This is a genomic window from Pulveribacter sp. (assembly GCF_032079985.1).
Taxonomy (GTDB): domain Bacteria; phylum Pseudomonadota; class Gammaproteobacteria; order Burkholderiales; family Burkholderiaceae_C; genus Melaminivora.
Genome location: NZ_DAMATK010000004.1, coordinates 233,882 through 248,715, shown reverse-complemented (window position 1 = coordinate 248,715; position 14,834 = coordinate 233,882). Strand labels below are relative to the sequence as shown.

Below are 14,834 nucleotides of genomic sequence, written 5' to 3'. Positions count from 1 at the left end.
CGAGAGACGCCATTCCCAACGGCTCAAAAGTGTCTAGGGAATCCGGGGCGATTCAATCCATGCATTAGACGCGCTGGCGCACGCTGGTGCGCCCGTTCAAGGCGCGGGCCAGGTTCGATAGGGTATGGCTGCGCGCATGCAACGCCGCCTCGACGGCCCCCATCAGAGTCTGCAGCCTGCGCTTGTGTAGGCCCGGGCAACTGCGGGCCAGCGTATCGCGCAAAATCTCTATGGCATGCATGGCGGTGTCTCCTCGTGGCTTGTGTGGAAACACCAGTGGGGACTCAACTAACCATGCATGCACTCAGGCGCTGTTTTGGACAGCCAATCTAGCCCCCATGCTATTGATTTGCAAGCGAAATTTGAGGGGAAACCTCAGGATCTGATCAGCTTATGAGGCCGAAAGCCTTTGCTGTGTTGGATGTCTCCGGTAATTCCGCCTGATCAACGAACGATTGATAGGCTGGTCAATTTCACCGGCGGCAACATAAGAGGGATAAGGTACTGTAGTGCCGATGGGAGCCCTGTTGGCGTTGGTTATTTCTATCACAGCAACCTGCTCGGAAATTCCAGACTGAACTTTGTTCTCCCCGCACCGGATTCAACCGTCACACGGCCCCCGTGAGCTTGTGCGATGGCCCGGGTAATTGATAGTCCTAGGCCAGCACCATCGGATTGTGGGTGCAATCGAGACGGGTCGGCACGGTAGAAGCGGTCAAACAGGCGAGGAATGATTTGAGGATCAATGTCCTCCCCTGTGTTCTCGACCGTCACGATAACGGCTTGCGCTGTATCGCTGATGTCAATCGTTACATCGCTATGGTTTTTGGAATGGCGCAATGCGTTCGATAGCAAATTGCTCAACGCTCTTCGAAACATCAGTCGGTCACCCAAGACGTCTCCGTCACCGAACAGGCGTAGTGTGACGCTCTTTTCTTCCGCGACGGCTTCGTAAAACTCCAGTAACGCCTGGGCTTCCTTCGCGGCGGAAAACCGCTCCTTGTTCGGCAAGTCAACCCCACGATCCGTCTTGGCCAGGAACAACATATCCGACACCATGCGCGCCAAGCGTTCGAACTCCTCCGCGTTCGACGCCAGTATGTCTCGATATGTGTCAGCGTCTCGCCTGGTGGAGAGTGCGACCTGGGTTTGCGTCAGCAGGTTGCTGATGGGCGTGCGAAGTTCATGCGCCAAGTCCGAGGAGAAATCGGAGAGTCGCTGAAAGTCATTTTGCAGTCTGTCCAGCATCTTGTTGAGTTCCTGCGCCAAGTCAGCCATTTCCACAGGAACTGCTTCGACGGGCATTCGCTTATCGAGACGATGGGAGCTGACCGTTGTGGCTCGGGTCTTCATGGCGCGCAACGGTGCCATGCCTTTGTAGGCTGCGAACCACCCCAGCATCCCGCTGACGAAGATGGCACCAATGGCGTAAAGCGCCAGCGTGCGCCGCAACTGCGCCATGAATTGCATGTGATCTTCCATGTCAATAGCGATCAGGAAATCCAGCGGTGGCGCCGCACTGTGGGCAGGGTTGACGCGCAAGTTCAACGCACGAAATTCACGGCCTTGGTTTTTCCAACTCTGAATCTCGGAAATCCGATGCTCTGGTGTTGGCGCATCTAAAGTGGCTGGAGGTTGAAACCCTTCAGTCTTGAAAAGAACATCCCCTTTAGCGTTTTTGACAATGACAGACAAGCCGTGGTGATTGTTCAATGACTCGCGTAAGCGCGATGGGATGTCATCGATGGAGTTGGTATTGACTACTATGTTCTCGATCAGGTGCTGTTTGTCTTGCAGCGTGATTCGATCCAGTTCCAGGAAGTGGCGTTCGGTCGGAACCAGGAACAACATTCCAAGCCCCAGCACCATGGCTGCAGCCACCATCGTGAAAAAGATGGCCAAACGATGGGTAAGCGAAAAGAACCGGAACATTTAAACGCTCTCCGGCGCTTCCAGCACATAGCCCATGCCTCGCACGGTCTGGATCAACTTGACGTCCTGGCCTTCGTCGATCTTCAGACGCAAGCTGCGCATCGCCACTTCGATCACGTTGGTGTCGCTGTCGAAGTTCATGTCCCACACCTGGGAGGCAATCAGCGAGCGAGGCAACACTTCTCCATGCCTGCGCATCAGCAACTCTAGCAAACCAAATTCCTTGGCTGTCAGGTCAATGCGGCGGCCACCCCGCCAGACCCGTCGGCGCAGCAGATCAAGCTCCAGGTCAGCCACGCGCAGTGTGTTGGTTTCGGTGCCTCCTCGGCCCCGGCGCAGAATTGTGCGTACACGGGCCAGCAACTCGGCGAATGAAAAGGGCTTGACCAGATAGTCGTCAGCGCCCAGTTCCAACCCTTTGACCCGATCTTCCACCTGATCCCGGGCCGTCAGGAACAGCACGGGCATCTGCAAGCCGCGATTGCGCAGGGACTGCAGCACCTGCCAGCCATCCAGTCCGGGCAGCATGACATCCAGGATCACGAGGTCGTACTCACCTTGGAGTGCCAGGTGCAGCCCATCGCTACCGTTTTGAGCCAGGTCGGCCACAAATCCGGCCTCGCTCAATCCCTGGCGAAGGTATTCACCGGTTTTAGGCTCATCTTCGACGATCAATATCTTCATGGTCACTCTCCGCTATCTGGCGTAGACGTGAGATTGACGAGTTTCTGCGTTCCCGACATGCAGATAACAAATATGTAATCTGGCGCACAGCTTTCTGACAGGGTCGCTCTTCAGAATCTCTTCCATGAGATCGGTCATTCGTCGTGATGTGCCCAGCAAGGTCACGCTGGTCCCTGGCAAGCAAGGTGAGATCGTCTGGCAATTCGCCAAGGCGGGCACTGTCAACTTCGCGTGCCTGATGCTTGGTCATTACGAGGCCGGCATGAAGTGGGCCGTCAAAATGGCCAAGAAGTAATCCACTTTTTTACTCTCATTCCTGAGGAAATCATGAACACCATCAAAAACATTCTTGCTATCTCCGCCCTTGCCATGGGCACATTAACGCCCATGGGCAGCTTCGCCCAGACCATGATGGATCACGGCAAGATGGATATGTCCCAAGCATCGGCATCCATGACCGACGGCGAAATCAAGAAGGTCGATCAGTCCACTGGCAAGGTCACCATCAAGCACGGAGAAATCAAGCACATGGACATGCCCGGTATGACCATGGTATTCACCGCGAAGGACAAGAGCCTGTTGTCCAACGTGAAGCCTGGCGACAAGGTCAAGTTCATGGTCGTCAACGAGGGCGGGAAGATGGTTGTCACTGACATTCATCCCGCTCAGTAAGAACGCGCTGCTTGGGCGTGCTGTGTCGTCGCGGATGGATTTATTGATTGCTGACTGCGACGGTTTTGTAATCTGGAGAAGGAGAGCACTATGTCAAAAATTCACCATACCTTGATCGGGGTCTGTGTCGCTGCGGCCTCACTGAGCGTGATGGCGCAAGCCGCCGATGAGCACAAGGCCCATCACCCTGCAGGTAGCACGCAGCCCGCGTCCACCCAAATGAAGACTTCCGCAAAGCCAATGGGTACGGGGCCGATGGCTGGAATGGCCAAGATGGACGAGCATATGAAGTCCATGCAAGCGATGCACGAAAAGATGATGGCGGCCAAAACGCCGGAGGAGCGGCAGGCACTCATGGACGAGCACATGAGGCTCATGCAGGACGGCATGGGGATGATGCAGCAGATGGGCGCAGGCATGCAGGGCATGGGTGGCATGCAAGGTGGAAAGGGCATGTCCTCCAACATGGCCGAGCGTCATCAGATGATGGAAAAGCGCATGGAAATGATGCAGTCCATGATGCAAATGATGATGGACCGCCTGCCTGCCACGCCGACCAAGTAACGCACCCACCTGATTGCGAGTCACCATGAGCCATCAACACGACGGACACGAGTCGCCCCCCAGTTTCTGGAGTTCTCGATACGCCATCGGCTACGTGGCGATTGGTGCCGTGGCGGCGTATTTTTTGTTGACAGAACACCTCGCGCATGTCGTCGGGGCGCTACCTTTTCTCCTGCTCCTCGCCTGCCCGCTGATGCATGTTTTCATGCACGGCAGCCACGGTGGGCATGGTCACCATGGCCAGAGCAAGCCTGATGTGTCGAAGACTGCCGAATCGCGCAAAGAAGGAGATCCCCAGTGAACCACACCGAATCTGCTTATGGTCTGTGGTCGTTGGTCATCATCAATTCAGCGATCTTCATCATGTTTGCGTTCAGCTTTTTCAAGCCTGCAACGGCCCGTGACTGGAGGACGTTTGGCGCATTCGCAGCCTTCATAGTTGCCTTGTTCGTAGAGATGTATGGCTTCCCGCTGACGATTTATCTGATATCGGGCTGGCTTCAAACCAAGTTCCCTAATCTGGATCTGCTCTCCCACACCTCGGGTCACTTGTGGTCCACCCTGTTGGGCGAAAAGGGCGACCCGCATTTCGGCGTACTGCACATCGCCAGCTACGTTTTTCTGGGCTTTGGTTTCTACCTGTTGTCCACAGCGTGGAATGTGCTCTACCACGCTCAGCGTGGCCAATCGCTTGCAACAACAGGCCCCTACGCGCGCATTCGCCATCCGCAGTACGTGGCTTTTGTGATGATTCTGCTGGGCTTCCTGCTGCAGTGGCCCACCTTGCTGACCTTGGCCATGTTCCCTGTCTTGCTCCTGATGTACGGACGTCTGGCAATCACCGAAGAGAACGAAATGCACAAACAGTTCGGTGCAACGTACGACACATACGCCCAGCGCACACCCCGGTTTATCCCTCGCATGGGCAAGGCCCAGTCGACGACTGACTCGGTGTCAAAAAGATGATCTGGAATATTTCCCCGGCGGTATACGTTTCAATTTTTAGGAGTTTGATATATGAAAACGATTGATCTGCAAGTCGAGGGCATGAGCTGCGGCTCATGCGTCAAGCACGTCACGCACGCATTGCAACCGCTGCCGGGTGTCAGTGGGGTGGAGGTCGATCTCCAGTCTGGGCATGTCCGGGTGAGCGGGGAACTGGCGCAGGGCAGCGCCCCATTGTTGATGGCATTGACGGATGCGGGTTACCCCGCAAAGCTGGCCACAGACACGCCCATTCCCGCTGCGACCTCGCAGCCTAAAGCCTCGGGCTGCCACAGCGGCGGTGCGGGGGGCTGTGGTTGCCGATGACGGCCACGGTATTTGATTCAGGGTCGACCGGCTGGGCGCGTCCGCGCCCGCACCTTTTGCTGGCAACTTTGAAGGAGCAACGCCATGGATCAGCCTGACAACGACTCCCATGCGCCATCGTTCTGGCGCCGCCCAGCCGGCATGGCGCTGGCAACGGCTGCCGTGATCGCTGGTTTTTATCTGCTGCGAGAGCACTGGGGCCATGTTCTGGGTTATTGGCCCTACCTGCTGCTGCTCGCCTGTCCGCTAATGCACCTGATGCACGGCCACGGCGGCCATGGTGGGCACGGCAACCATGCGCAGCCGCCACGGCGCACCAACAACAACAAGGAATAAGCAATGGACATGCATGCACACCACCATCACGGCAGTCACCCCCCTGCCGAGCCAGCCTCGCCAAAGGATCTAAAGGATCCGGTGTGCGGCATGACCGTTACGGAGCAGTCTGAACACAAATTGACGCACGAAGGGCGGCCCTACTATTTCTGTAGCGCCAAGTGCCAAGGCAAGTTCGCAGCGAACCCACTGCAATACCTTGTATCTACTGCACCCGAGGACACCGCGCCAGAGCCGGCCGGCACCATCTACACCTGCCCTATGCACCCCGAGGTGCGGCAGGATCATCCTGGAGTCTGTCCCAAGTGCGGCATGACATTGGAGCCCATCATTCCACTGGACGAGGAAGACAACCATGAGTTAAAGGATTTTCAGCATCGCTTCTGGTGGACGCTGCCATTCACAGTCATTGTCACCGTTCTTGCAATGTTCGGCCATCGTCTTGGATGGTTTGACATGAAGGTGCAAACCTGGGTTGAGCTGGTGCTTTCCTTACCCGTCGTGTTGTGGACGGGGTGGCCCTTCTTCGTACGCGGCTGGCAGTCTCTCGTCCTCCGCAGCCCCAACATGTGGACCTTGATCGGTTTGGGTACGGGCGCGGCCTTTCTCTACAGCCTCGTGGCTACCGTGGCGCCGGGCGTGTTCCCGGATTCATTCATTTCCATGGGGCGCGTGGCGGTCTACTACGAGGCGGCAGTGGTCATCATCTCGCTGACCATGCTGGGCCAGATCATCGAGTTGAAGGCCCGTTCGCAAACTTCTGCGGCCATCAAGGCGCTGCTCGGTTTGGCACCCAAGACGGCACGTCGGATCAATGCGGATGGCAACGAAGAAGACGTACCGCTGAACCATGTTCACGTCGGTGACCTGTTGCGCATCCGCCCCGGCGAGAAAGTGCCGGTCGACGGCGTTGTGACTGAAGGCAGCAGTGCGGTCGATGAATCCATGCTGACCGGTGAGCCTGTGCCGGTGACCAAACGCCTTGGTGACAAGGTGATTGGCGCCACGATGAACACCAGTGGCGCCCTGGTAATGCGCGCCGAGAAGGTCGGTGCGGCCACCATGCTGTCGCAGATTGTTCAGATGGTGGCCAATGCCCAGCGCTCGAAGGCGCCCATGCAGCGCATGGCGGACGTGGTCGCAGGCCAATTCGTGGTCGTGGTGGTGCTCATCGCCATTGCCACCTTCTTTGTCTGGGGTTGGTTCGGTCCGGAACCTAGCTGGGTGTTTGGCTTGATCAACGCAGTGGCCGTGCTGATCATCGCTTGCCCCTGTGCGCTGGGGCTGGCCACGCCGATGTCGGTGATGGTGGCCACAGGGCGTGCCGCGACACAGGGGGTGCTGTTCCGCGATGCTGGCGCCATCGAGAAAATGCGCGAGGTGGACACGCTGATAGTGGACAAGACAGGAACTTTGACCGAAGGTAAGCCCGCTTTCGACACCGCAGTTGCCGCACCCGGCTATACAGCGGACGAAGTACTGCGCCTTGCGGCCAGTTTGGACCAAGGCAGCGAGCATCCTTTGGCAGAGGCCATCGTCAGCGCAGCACGCGCCAAGGGCCTGGAACTGATCAAGCCGCTAGATTTCGAATCTGGCAGCGGTATTGGCGTGCGCGGCATGGTCGATGGGAAGCATCTGGTGCTGGGCAACACCGCATTGATGCAGCAGGAGGGCGTGGCCACTGATGCGCTCAAGATCGATGGCGAGCGTCTGCGCAGTGAAGGCGCCAGCGTGATGCATCTGGCCGTGGACAGACAACTGGCTGGCATCCTGGCTGTGACCGATCCCATCAAGGCCACCACGCTGGAAGCCATTAGGACTTTGCACGCCAGCGGCTTGCGCATCGTGATGGCAACTGGCGATGGTCTGACCACCGCCAAGGCAGTGGGTGCAAAACTTGGCATCGACGAGGTGCATGGCGAAGTCAAGCCCGCAGACAAGCTGGCGCTCGTGGAACGGCTCCAGAAAGAGGGCCACATTGTCGCCATGGCCGGCGATGGCATCAACGATGCGCCTGCGTTGGCAAAGGCCGATGTCGGCGTGGCCATGGGCACGGGGACCGATGTGGCCATGAACAGCGGCCAGATCACGCTGGTCAAAGGCGATTTGCGCGGCATCACCGCCGCACGCGACATCTCTATCGACACCGTCCGAAACATGCGCCAGAACCTCCTGTTCGCATTCGTTTACAACGGCATTGGGGTGCCGATTGCGGCAGGCGTGCTGTACCCATTCACTGGGTGGTTGTTGTCCCCGCTGATCGCGGCGCTGGCCATGAGTCTGAGCTCGGCCTCGGTGATTTTCAATGCTCTGCGTTTACGGCGCGGAAAAAAATGACCCCGTAGTTCGGAGGAATGATGAAAATCCCCACGTCACCACAAAAGCCTCGGACCTCTCAACGCACCACGGCGGTGGGTAAGGAAGCAGCGGTGCAATGGACGCACCGCCAGACAAAGGATCTACCACCGACCGTCTTGGATCATTCCGAGGAGTTGTTGAAGCCTGCGCCACAGGATGCGTCTAGTGGCATGAAAAGAGCAGCTGAAGCACCTTCGGCGCAGGACTATTTCGATTACCAGCGCGACTTCTTCGAACGCACCATTCTGTTCTGGGACACGCTTCGCCAGCGCGCGAACAACATGCTGGAGCACGAGCGAGCCGGATTGCCGCCGCTTCTGGACTTCAAGTATGAAACGCTGTTGGACGCGCGCAGCTTCGAACGGTCCGTCAACTATGCACTGCTGCGCATCACGGAAATCGACGGGCATTGCTGGGACGACTGCGTCGACTCTGACAAACCGCCAGTCATCATTGTCGATCCACGCGCTGGCCACGGCCCCGGCATTGGCGGCTTCAAGCGCGACTCCGAAGTCGGGATGGCCATGCGCGAGGGCCATCCGGTTTATTTCGTGATCTTCTTTCCCGAGCCGACTCTGGGGCAGACCCTGGCAGACGTGTTGCATGTGCTGCGGCGTTTCGCCGAAGAAGTTGCGCAACGCCATCCTGGCAATCCTCCTGTGCTTTATGGCAACTGCCAGGCCGGGTGGGCGCTGACGCTGCTGTCCGCAGACTGCGCCGGTCTGGTCGGACCGGTGGTGCTCAATGGCTCACCCTTGTCATATTGGGCTGGCGAGTCCGGTGTCAATCCGATGCGTCTTTCCGGAGGGCTCCTTGGCGGCAGCTGGTTGGCGCATCTGACGGCCGACCTGGGCAATGGCCGCTTCGATGGAGCCTGGCTGGCGCAGAATTTCGAGAACCTCAAGCCCGAAAAGGCTGTTTGGGAGAAGTACGCCCAACTCTTCACCAACGTCGACAGTGAGCAGGCGCGTTTTCTGGAGTTCGAGCGTTGGTGGAACGGTTTTTATTTCCTGAGTCGGGAAGAGATCCTTGCGATTGTTGAAAACCTGTTCATCGGCAACCAGCTTGAACAGGGTCTTTTCCAGATTTGCCAGGGTTGCACTGCTGACCTCAGGCGGATCAGGAATCCAATCGTCATCTTTGCGTCCTACGGCGACAACATTACGCCACCACACCAGGCGCTCGGATGGATTCCGGCAGTCTACAAAGACACCGAGGATCTCAAGCAGGCCGGACAGCGCATCGTCTACCTCACGAACCCGCACGTCGGCCATCTCGGCATTTTTGTCTCCGCCGGGGTGGCGCGTCTGGAGCACCGGGCGATCCTGGAGAGCCTGGCTGAGATTGAGGCGCTGGCCCCGGGCCTCTATGAAATGAAGATCGACAACCCGTCGGGTGACCCGGACTGCCATAAGCCCACCTACAGCATCCGCTTTGAACCTCGTCAGGTTGAAGACCTGAAAACGGATTACCCGCAGGAAGCTTTTGAGCGGGTGAAACAGGTCTCGACATTCAACGAGGCGCTTTACCGGGCATTCGTCAGTCCTTGGGCGCAAGCGCTGTCCACACCCTGGACAGCCCAAATGCTCAAGTGGCTCCATCCGATGCGCACCAGTCGGTATTTGCTCTCGGAAACGTTCAGTCCGTGGATGCGCGGCGTTGCCTTGCTGGCCGAGCCGCTTGGCAAGAACCGCCAGCCGCTTGCGCCGCATCACCCGTTGATCGAGCGTGAGCGTGAAGCTGCAGGGGAAGTGACCCATGCGCTGGGAAGGCTGCGCGAAGGCCGAGACGCTGCGAGCGAGCAGGCGTTTCGCCTGATGTTTCAAAACCCTGTCTTGTTCGCAGGCGTCCTGGGGATGGTGGGTAAAGAGGGTGGCAACGGTAATTCAGTGCGCCCCAACGCCGACTGAGCCCTGATAGAAGTTTTATTTTCCAACCAAGAGAGATCATGATGACAAGAAAAAACAACTGGCTTTTGACAGCGGTGCAGATGGGCCTATTGGCCTGGTCCGGCGCCACCTTGGCCGCCGACAAGGTGTATGTGGCCAACGAGGGGGCTGACACGGTGAGCGTGCTCGATGCTGCGTCGTTCAAGACACTGGCAAGCGTGCGCGTCGGCAAGGCACCGCACAACGTGCAGGTATCGCCCGACGGCAAGGTCGTATGGGTGACCAATAACGGGGAGCCTGCTCAAACGGCCGACGCGTCGGAGCACAAGGAGATGGCCCAAGGCAGCCACGATGCGATGGGAAAGCCCGGCGCGGTTTGGGCCATCGATACCGCGACTAACGCAGTCGTCGCCAAGGTGCCGGTTGGCATGCACCCGGCCCATGTGGTGGTGTCGCCCGACGGCCGCTTCGCCTACATCACCAACGGCGGCGACAACACGGTCAGTGTGATCGACACAGCGGCGCGGAGCCTCGTGGCGACTATTCCGGTCGGCAAGTTTCCCCACGGTCTTCGCATCAGTCCGGACGGCAAGCAGGCCTACGTCGCCAACCTCAAGGGCGGAACGGTGTCGGTCATCGATACCGCCAGCCAGAAGGAGATCGCGCAAGTTCCTGCAGGCAAGGGGCCGGCTCAAGTGGGCTTCACGCCGGACGGGAGTCTTGTCTTGGTGTCGCTGTCGGAGGAAAACGCGGTCGCCGTGATCGACCCGGCTACGCGCAAGGTGATTCGCAAGGTTGCCGTCGGAACAGTCCCCATCCAGCTGTATGTCACGCCGGATTCGCGCACGCTGCTGGTGGCCAATCAGGGCACGCCCAAGAAGCCTGGCAAAACCGTCAGCCTGATGGAGCTGGAGAGTTTCAAGGTTACCAAGACCGTCGTGACCGGCGCCGGTGCTCATGGCGTGGTTGTCGACCGTGAAGGCCGGTACGCCTACGTTACCAACATGTACGCCAATTCGGTTTCCGTGCTTGATGTGAAGGATCGCAAGGTTGTGAAGACCGTTCCGGTAGGCAAGACTCCCAACGGCATCAGCATTACGCCTTGACGGTTTGTCCGTCGCTTGCAGCTGTCCGGCAAGGTGCAAAAAAAGTAAAACAAGACAACCTGGGCGTTTACAGAAATGACGGTCATCGATATTCGCATTCAACGAATCACGCAGCTTTACGATTCATTGGACCCTTCGCCGCTCCATGAGAAAACACTGAGCCGTGCTGTGGAAAACTATATCGTTGACTGTGCGGGCGAGTATGGTTTAGATGAATCGCTTCGTCTCATTGTTCATGTCCCGACGTCGATCAGAGAGTACGAGGTGGAAATTGCAGGAGCGATCCATGCGCACTTTCAAGCGCAATATGCGCAGTGCAGGCGCCGGTATCGACGAAGGATGCGACAGGGCACTTCCTGTTAACGGGACTCGCCGTTCTGGGTACGACGCTGCTTGTACGGGCCTTATTGGGTAATCCTGGCAACAGCCAGGTGCTTACGGCCATCAGCGAAGGGCTGTTGATTGTTGGCTGGGTGGCGATGTGGCGCCCGATCGAAGTACTCTTGTTTGAACGTGTGGAAAATCACCAAAACATGGCGCTTTTTGATCGTCTTTCCCACATCGAAGTGGGGTTCGCCCTAGAGGAGACCGAGTTTGACCATGATGCAAAAAGTGGGCAGATAGGGGATCTGCGGGCACTCAGCGATTCGCCTGCGCGGAGCCCGAATGCGCGCGACGAATCTTTTTTTACGATAGCGCGTGCGCCATTCTATCGGTCGATGACCGCAGGCGTGGCGTCGGAGAATTTGAAATGAAATTGAGACCACTTGTCCTTGGCGTGGGAGGGGGATTGGTCTTGCTCGTGGTGGCTGGAATCCTCTATTTCTTCTTGAGTGCCGGTGGCAGGCGGGAGGCAGCGTTGACGCATACCTTGCGTCCTGATGATCCTCAGGTCTTGCAAGTAGGCGCTCGCATATACGCTCAGAACTGTGTCGCCTGCCACGGCACCAAGGGCGAAGGCCAGCCCAACTGGCGTGATCGCGGATCGGATGGCTTGCTTCCTGCGCCGCCGCACGATCCCAGCGGCCACACCTGGCACCATCCTGATGCGCAACTTTTTGCCATCACCAAGCATGGCCTTGCCAAGCTCATCGACCAGCCTGACTATCGCACCGCCATGCCGGTCTACGACGGCGTGTTGAGCGATGACGAGATCGTGGCCGTGCTGTCCTGGATCAAAGCGCAATGGCCGCTGGAGGTACAGCAGCGCCATGACGAGATCAACGCCCAATACCGCAAGTCCCTGCCTCGCTAGCTGTCGGGACGACGGCAGAAGCAGACTGAATCGCTTCAACATGATGAAAGACTTGACCTTGACATCATGGGAAGGCAAAAAATAGAACAAGCGTCTTGAAAGGCATTGACATGAACCATCACCCATCACCCATCACCCACATCACCAGCCCTCGGGGGCCAGTCGGCTGCCCTTGACGACATCTCACCGAAGGCGGACGACTTGAAGGATCCTGTGTGCGGTATGAGCGTGACCTCCCAATCGCCTCATCAGGCCATGCATGACGATCATCACTACCGCTTTTGCGGCACGCACTGCCGCGACAAGTTCATTGCAGACCCTGTGCGCTATAGGGTGAGCGAGGCACCGGTCGGTACATAAAATGCCGGCGCGCTCTATGTGTGCCCCATGCTCCCTGAAGTGCGCCAGGATCACCCAGGGCGCTGCCCCAAGTGCCAAATGAACCTGGTGTTGGAAGACCAGGTGTTGATTCATCAGCACAACTGAGCCAGTGATCACGTCGAATACTGAGCCACTGGGTTGATGGATGTTCTGGCTACACGGTTGTGGATAAGTCTATCGGGTCTGCTGTTTTTCGATCTCCTTTCTGAGCTTTGCTGCGTTGCTTTGGTGGTGCCGCGCCAGCGGCACTGGAATGCTTGAATCGCCAGCTCTCGTTGCCCGTCTCCACGATATGGCAATGGTGCGTGAGGCGGTCGAGCCATGCGGTGGTCATCTTGGCGTCGCCGAAGACGCTGCTCCATTCCGAGAAGGTCAGGTTTGTTGTGATCACCACGCTCGTTCTCTCGTAGAGTTTGGACAGCAGATGGAACAGCATCGCGCCGCCCGACTGCGTGAACGGCAGGTAGCCCAGTTCATCCAGGATCACCAGATCGACGTACATCAACCGGTGTGCCAACTGCCCGGACTTGTTCTGCGCCTTCTCCAGTTCCAGGGCGTTGACCAGCTCCACCGTGGAGAAGAAGCGCACCCGCTTGCCATGCAGGCGGATGGCCTCGATCCCCAGGCTGGTGGCCAGGTGGGTCTTGCCTGTGCCGGGGCCACCCACCAGCACCACGTTATGGGCCGAGTCCACGAAGCCAAGGGTGTGCAGTTGGCGCACCAAGGCCTCATCAATGGGCGTGTGGGCGAAGTCGAAGCCGGCGAGATCGCGATGCGACGGGAACCGCGCCACGCGCATCTGGTAAGCCATGGAGCGCACCTCGCGCTGCGCGGTCTCGGCCTTGATGAGCTGGTGCAGCACGGCCTCGTGATCCAGCGACTTCATGCGTGCAGTGCCCAGCACCTCCGGCCAGGCACTGGCCATGCCGTACAAGCCCAGCGCCTTGAAGGCATCCATGAGGTCATGCATGGTCGGACTCCGGTGAGGCCTCGTGAGGCTGGGCGTTGCGCAGTGCGTCGTAGCGGTGCAGGTTGGCCAGTGGCGGCGTGTTGAGCGTGAGCATCGTTGCCACCGGTGGCTCGGGAACGCGCCGCTCCTGCAAGCGCGAGAGCACGTTGAGCACGTGTTCGGCACTCAGCTACCGGCGGCTGCGCAAGGCATCGACGCAGTCCGGCTCATGACGATCCACGGTGCGAAGGGGCTCGAGTTCCGGGCGGTTCACGTGCCTGGCTTGAACCAGGACACGCTCCCCGGCAACAGGCAGGCTGCGCCTGCGTGCCCTCCACCCAACAAGATGATCGAGGGGGCAAGCGGCACCTACGAAGAGTTTCGTGAAACCAGTCGCCTCGAAGAGAAAGAGTGCCTGCTCTACGTTGCGCTTTCACGTGCGAAGGACCGCCTGGTCCTGTATGCCGCAGCGGCGAACAAGAGCGGGAACGCACGCAAGGAATCGGAGTACCTGGGCCGCTTGGGTGAAGGGCTTGTTCGGCGTCCGATCACGCCAGAGCGGCAACTTCCTGACGCGCCTGAAGACGCCACTGTACCGCTTCAAGTCGAGGGACCGCTGCGGTTCGATGTGCACCAGGTCGAATTGTTCATACGCTGCCCGCGGCGATTCTTCTACACGCACATCCTGCAGACCGGCGGGAAGCGCGCCGTCACGGCCTTCATGCAGATGCATGAATGTGTCCGGAAGTTGTTCAAGAAGGTCGTGAAGGGCGAACTCACCTCCACCGGTACCCATCTGCGAGAGGACGTCTGCCAGGCCCTGACGGAAGAAGGCCTCGGTGAACATGGGTACTTCGAGCACTACACGCAGTTCGCCGTCGCCATGATCGAGTACTTCGCGTCGACGCGCAGGGGCTATGAGGCGCGAGAGCCGCAGGCATTGCACGTCAGCTATGCTGGGGAAGAGATTGTGGTGACGCCGGACGACGTGCTTGTTGCAGCGGACGGCAGGATCACGCTGCGCCGGGTCTCGACCGGCCACAGCCGCGGTGAAGACGCCAAGTCCATCAGCGCGGCCGCATTTCTGGCAGCTGCCGGTGAGGCTTTCCCGGGCGCGACGGTCGAACTGGTCTACTTGGCTGACAGGAGTTCGACTGCGCTCGCTCTCAAGTCCAAGGAAATGGACACGCGGCGAAGGAACATGGAGTCACACCTGCGAACCATTCGAGCAGGTGCATTCCAAGCCAAGCCTTCAGCTTTCAGCTGCCCCAATTGCCCGGCGCTGTTCATTTGTGGACCCGTGCCTTCGGGGTCGTTGACGTTCAGACGCGATGCTAAGCAGGTATAGCGAAAGCGAGGTGTACACGCTGGGTCACCTCGACAGCAGCTCCGCTGCG

The 14,834-nt window shown here is 58.6% G+C and carries 17 protein-coding genes and 2 pseudogenes; 14 read left to right on the top strand and 5 right to left on the bottom strand.

Annotated features, from left to right (window positions below; all coding sequences use genetic code 11):
• Positions 1 to 64: 64 nt before the first annotated feature.
• The 3 genes from RT282_RS13715 to RT282_RS13705 form a co-directional block, all read right to left on the bottom strand.
• Positions 65 to 241, bottom strand: coding sequence for a hypothetical protein (locus RT282_RS13715; RefSeq protein ID WP_207576206.1), 177 nt, complete (start codon positions 239 to 241; stop codon positions 65 to 67).
• 305 nt (positions 242 to 546) lie between these two features.
• Positions 547 to 1,932: a heavy metal sensor histidine kinase gene (locus tag RT282_RS13710; RefSeq protein ID WP_313315008.1), complete on the bottom strand. Its 1,386-nt coding sequence runs from the start codon at positions 1,930 to 1,932 to the stop codon at positions 547 to 549.
• Positions 1,933 to 2,616 (bottom strand): heavy metal response regulator transcription factor, encoded by a 684-nt coding sequence (locus tag RT282_RS13705; RefSeq protein ID WP_207375457.1) that lies wholly within the window; start codon positions 2,614 to 2,616, stop codon positions 1,933 to 1,935.
• A gap of 124 nt (positions 2,617 to 2,740) precedes the next feature.
• On the opposite strand from RT282_RS13705, the gene RT282_RS13700 reads away from it, so the two are divergent.
• The 13 genes and pseudogenes from RT282_RS13700 to RT282_RS17270 form a co-directional block, all read left to right on the top strand.
• Positions 2,741 to 2,911: a hypothetical protein gene (locus RT282_RS13700; RefSeq protein ID WP_207576215.1), complete on the top strand. Its 171-nt coding sequence runs from the start codon at positions 2,741 to 2,743 to the stop codon at positions 2,909 to 2,911.
• A 32-nt stretch (positions 2,912 to 2,943) separates the two neighbouring features.
• Positions 2,944 to 3,288, top strand: coding sequence for a copper-binding protein (locus RT282_RS13695; RefSeq protein WP_312306646.1), 345 nt, complete (start codon positions 2,944 to 2,946; stop codon positions 3,286 to 3,288).
• Positions 3,289 to 3,378: 90 nt separating this feature from the next.
• Positions 3,379 to 3,852 (top strand): hypothetical protein, encoded by a 474-nt coding sequence (locus tag RT282_RS13690; protein ID WP_312306655.1) that lies wholly within the window; start codon positions 3,379 to 3,381, stop codon positions 3,850 to 3,852.
• Positions 3,853 to 3,877: 25 nt separating this feature from the next.
• Complete coding sequence (locus RT282_RS13685) at positions 3,878 to 4,153, top strand: DUF2933 domain-containing protein (protein WP_066691667.1); 276 nt, start codon at positions 3,878 to 3,880, stop codon at positions 4,151 to 4,153.
• Complete coding sequence (locus RT282_RS13680; protein ID WP_119558837.1) at positions 4,150 to 4,818, top strand: methyltransferase family protein; 669 nt, start codon at positions 4,150 to 4,152, stop codon at positions 4,816 to 4,818. The genes RT282_RS13685 and RT282_RS13680 overlap by 4 nt, the downstream gene beginning before the upstream one ends.
• A 51-nt stretch (positions 4,819 to 4,869) precedes the next feature.
• The gene (locus tag RT282_RS13675; protein ID WP_312306685.1) at positions 4,870 to 5,163 is read left to right on the top strand and encodes a heavy-metal-associated domain-containing protein; all 294 of its coding nucleotides are present in this window, start codon (positions 4,870 to 4,872) and stop codon (positions 5,161 to 5,163) included.
• 84 nt (positions 5,164 to 5,247) lie between these two features.
• Positions 5,248 to 5,499 carry a DUF2933 domain-containing protein gene (locus RT282_RS13670; RefSeq protein ID WP_066691671.1) on the top strand — a complete coding sequence of 84 codons (252 nt, stop codon included), beginning with the start codon at positions 5,248 to 5,250 and terminating at the stop codon, positions 5,497 to 5,499.
• Positions 5,500 to 5,502: 3 nt separating this feature from the next.
• Positions 5,503 to 7,836, top strand: coding sequence for a heavy metal translocating P-type ATPase (locus RT282_RS13665; protein ID WP_059401318.1), 2,334 nt, complete (start codon positions 5,503 to 5,505; stop codon positions 7,834 to 7,836).
• Between the two features lie 20 nt (positions 7,837 to 7,856).
• The gene (locus tag RT282_RS13660) at positions 7,857 to 9,767 is read left to right on the top strand and encodes a DUF3141 domain-containing protein (protein ID WP_313315004.1); all 1,911 of its coding nucleotides are present in this window, start codon (positions 7,857 to 7,859) and stop codon (positions 9,765 to 9,767) included.
• A gap of 41 nt (positions 9,768 to 9,808) precedes the next feature.
• Entirely contained in the window at positions 9,809 to 10,852 is a 1,044-nt protein-coding gene (locus RT282_RS13655; RefSeq protein ID WP_313315001.1) for a cytochrome D1 domain-containing protein, read from the top strand.
• A 314-nt stretch (positions 10,853 to 11,166) separates the two neighbouring features.
• Entirely contained in the window at positions 11,167 to 11,607 is a 441-nt protein-coding gene (locus RT282_RS13650; protein WP_182121087.1) for a hypothetical protein, read from the top strand.
• Positions 11,604 to 12,107, top strand: a complete 504-nt coding sequence (locus RT282_RS13645; protein WP_066691679.1) for a c-type cytochrome — start codon at positions 11,604 to 11,606, stop codon at positions 12,105 to 12,107. The genes RT282_RS13650 and RT282_RS13645 overlap by 4 nt, the downstream gene beginning before the upstream one ends.
• Positions 12,108 to 12,305: 198 nt before the next feature.
• Positions 12,306 to 12,554: pseudogene (locus RT282_RS17270) on the top strand (heavy metal-binding domain-containing protein); the annotation flags it as partial.
• 88 nt (positions 12,555 to 12,642) lie between these two features.
• Here RT282_RS17270 and istB read toward each other — a convergent pair.
• A complete protein-coding gene (istB, locus tag RT282_RS13635; protein WP_312306721.1) occupies positions 12,643 to 13,458 on the bottom strand; it encodes an IS21-like element helper ATPase IstB in 816 nt (271 codons plus the stop codon).
• A pseudogene (locus RT282_RS13630) lies at positions 13,451 to 13,627 on the bottom strand (IS21 family transposase); the annotation flags it as partial. The gene istB and the pseudogene RT282_RS13630, both read right to left, overlap by 8 nt.
• 39 nt (positions 13,628 to 13,666) lie before the next feature.
• Between RT282_RS13630 and RT282_RS13625 the strand changes: the two are divergent.
• Entirely contained in the window at positions 13,667 to 14,785 is a 1,119-nt protein-coding gene (locus RT282_RS13625) for a 3'-5' exonuclease (protein WP_252101801.1), read from the top strand.
• The last annotated feature ends 49 nt before the right edge of the window (positions 14,786 to 14,834 follow it).

What these genes read in the sequence shown, in the direction of transcription:
- RT282_RS13715 (WP_207576206.1), bottom strand. Translation starts at nt 241, where the DNA reads ATGCATGCCATAGAGATTTTGCGCGATACGCTGGCCCGCAGTTGCCCG.
- RT282_RS13710 (WP_313315008.1), bottom strand. Translation starts at nt 1,932, where the DNA reads ATGTTCCGGTTCTTTTCGCTTACCCATCGTTTGGCCATCTTTTTCACG.
- RT282_RS13705 (WP_207375457.1), bottom strand. Translation starts at nt 2,616, where the DNA reads ATGAAGATATTGATCGTCGAAGATGAGCCTAAAACCGGTGAATACCTT.
- RT282_RS13700 (WP_207576215.1), top strand. Translation starts at nt 2,741, where the DNA reads ATGAGATCGGTCATTCGTCGTGATGTGCCCAGCAAGGTCACGCTGGTC.
- RT282_RS13695 (WP_312306646.1), top strand. Translation starts at nt 2,944, where the DNA reads ATGAACACCATCAAAAACATTCTTGCTATCTCCGCCCTTGCCATGGGC.
- RT282_RS13690 (WP_312306655.1), top strand. Translation starts at nt 3,379, where the DNA reads ATGTCAAAAATTCACCATACCTTGATCGGGGTCTGTGTCGCTGCGGCC.
- RT282_RS13685 (WP_066691667.1), top strand. Translation starts at nt 3,878, where the DNA reads ATGAGCCATCAACACGACGGACACGAGTCGCCCCCCAGTTTCTGGAGT.
- RT282_RS13675 (WP_312306685.1), top strand. Translation starts at nt 4,870, where the DNA reads ATGAAAACGATTGATCTGCAAGTCGAGGGCATGAGCTGCGGCTCATGC.
- RT282_RS13670 (WP_066691671.1), top strand. Translation starts at nt 5,248, where the DNA reads ATGGATCAGCCTGACAACGACTCCCATGCGCCATCGTTCTGGCGCCGC.
- RT282_RS13665 (WP_059401318.1), top strand. Translation starts at nt 5,503, where the DNA reads ATGGACATGCATGCACACCACCATCACGGCAGTCACCCCCCTGCCGAG.
- RT282_RS13660 (WP_313315004.1), top strand. Translation starts at nt 7,857, where the DNA reads ATGAAAATCCCCACGTCACCACAAAAGCCTCGGACCTCTCAACGCACC.
- RT282_RS13655 (WP_313315001.1), top strand. Translation starts at nt 9,809, where the DNA reads ATGACAAGAAAAAACAACTGGCTTTTGACAGCGGTGCAGATGGGCCTA.
- RT282_RS13645 (WP_066691679.1), top strand. Translation starts at nt 11,604, where the DNA reads ATGAAATTGAGACCACTTGTCCTTGGCGTGGGAGGGGGATTGGTCTTG.
- istB (WP_312306721.1), bottom strand. Translation starts at nt 13,458, where the DNA reads ATGCATGACCTCATGGATGCCTTCAAGGCGCTGGGCTTGTACGGCATG.
- RT282_RS13625 (WP_252101801.1), top strand. Translation starts at nt 13,667, where the DNA reads ATGACGATCCACGGTGCGAAGGGGCTCGAGTTCCGGGCGGTTCACGTG.